General features: G+C 75.3%; 1 protein-coding gene. It reads right to left on the bottom strand.

The window, feature by feature from the left end; genetic code table 11:
* A partial coding sequence (locus AQJ66_RS35050) for an acyltransferase domain-containing protein (protein WP_159052689.1) occupies positions 1-1,951 on the bottom strand: 1,951 nt, incomplete at both ends.

Genomic DNA, 1,951 nt, shown 5'->3' on the forward strand with positions numbered 1-1,951 from the left:
TGGCGGGGCCCAGCGGCAGGCCGTCGGCGTCGGTTCCGGCGAGCCGGAGGAGGGCGAGGACTCCCCTGACGGGGTGCCGTTCCGTCACCGCGCGCAGCCGGTCGGCCAGGGCGGTGCGGTGCGTTCGGTCGTCGTCGGTGAGGGTGAGGGTGTCGACCCGGTCGGGGCCGCCGAGGGCCTCGGCCAGGGCGGTGACGGACGGATCGTCGCCGTCCGGGCTGTCCGGGGTGTCCGGGAGGACCAGGAGCCAGCGGCCGTCCGCCGTGTCCGTGGCAGTGGGCGCGGTCTCGGTCGTGGCCGGTTTCCACGCGACCTGGTAGGTGAGGGCGTCGACGGCGGTCTCCTGCTGCTGCCGCCGGCGCCAGGAGGCCAGGGCGGGGACGACCGCGCCGATCTGCTCGGCCTCCAGGCCCAGGGTTCGGGTCAGGGCGTCGACGTCCTCGCACTCGACGGCTTCCCAGAAGCGGGCGTCGGCGGTGTCGGCCGCGGTCCGCGCGGACGGTGCGGCACCGCTGCCGTGGGCGGTGCCGTGGTCGAGCCAGTAGCGCTCCCGCTGGAAGGCGTACGTGGGCAGGTCGGCCGCCGGCGTCGGCAGGTCGGGGGCGGGACCGAAGGCCGGGGTCCAGTCCACGTCGACGCCGTGGACGTGCAGCTCGGCGAGAGCACGGTAGAGGGAGACGGCTTCCGGGCGGTCCTTGCGCAGCGCGGGGACGAGCAGGGGGGCCGGGCCGGTGGCCGGGGCGTCGGGGAGGCAGGCTCGGGCGAGGCCGGTGAGCACGCCGTCGGCGCCGAGTTCGAGGTAGCGGGTGACGCCCTGTTCCCGCAGGCGGCGGATGTCGTCGGCGAAGCGCACGGGCTGCCGGACGTGGGCCGTCCAGTAGCCCGCGGCGCACAGTTCGCCGGGGTCGGCCAGGGTGCCGGTGAGGTCGGAGACGATCGGGATCCGCGGCCGGTGGTAGGTGAGGCTCTCGGCGACGCGCAGGAAGTCCCGCAGCATGGGTTCCATCAGCGGCGAGTGGAAGGCGTGGCTGACCCTCAGGCGTGTGGTGCGGCGCCCGAGTGCCGCGAGGTGTCCGGTGACCTCGCAGACGCCGGACTCGGTGCCCGAGACGACGAGGGACCGGGGGCCGTTCACGGCGGCGATGCCCACTTGGTCCTCCAGCCCGGCCAGGAGCGGCAGCACCTCGTCCTCGGAGGCCTGTACGGCGACCATCGCGCCGCCCTCGGGGAGCGCCTGCATGAGCCGGCCGCGGGCGGCGACCAGGCGGCAGGCGTCCTCCAGGGACCAGACGCCGGCGACGTGGGCGGCGGCCAGCTGTCCGATGGAGTGCCCGGCGAGCAGGTCGGGCCGCAGGCCCCACGACTCCAGCAGCCGGAACAGCGCCACTTCGAAGGCGAACAGGGCGGGCTGAGTGAACTCGGTCCGGTCCAGAAGTTCCTCGTCCTCGCCGAAGACGACCTGCCGCAGCGAACGTCCCAGTTCGTTGTCCAGGTGGGCGCAGGCCGCGTCGAAGGCGTCGGCGAACACCTCGAAGGCGGCGTGGAGTTCACGGCCCATGCCGAGACGCTGCGATCCCTGCCCCGCGAAGAGGAAGGCCAGACCGCCTTCCGGACCGCAGGCGCCCACGGCCGCGGTGGGGACCGGTTCGCCCCGGCCGACGGCCTTGAGGGCGGCGAGGAGGGCGGCGCGGTCGTCACCGACGACGACGGCGCGGTGTTCGAAGGCGGACCGGGAGGTGGCGAGCGCGTGCCCGACCTGGGCCGGACTCAGTTCGGGATGGGCCTCGACGTGTGCCGCCAGCCGCGCGGCCTGGGTCCTGAGTGCCTCACCACTGCGGGCGGAGACCGGCCAGGGCAGGTGGGCCGCCGGGGGCCGGAGGGCCGCGGGGAGGCCGGGGCTGCCGTCGGGGAGCGGCTGTTCCAGCACGACGTGGGCGTTGGTGCCGCTGAG

It is taken from the genome of Streptomyces bungoensis, from assembly GCF_001514215.1.
Classification (GTDB): domain Bacteria; phylum Actinomycetota; class Actinomycetes; order Streptomycetales; family Streptomycetaceae; genus Streptomyces; species Streptomyces bungoensis.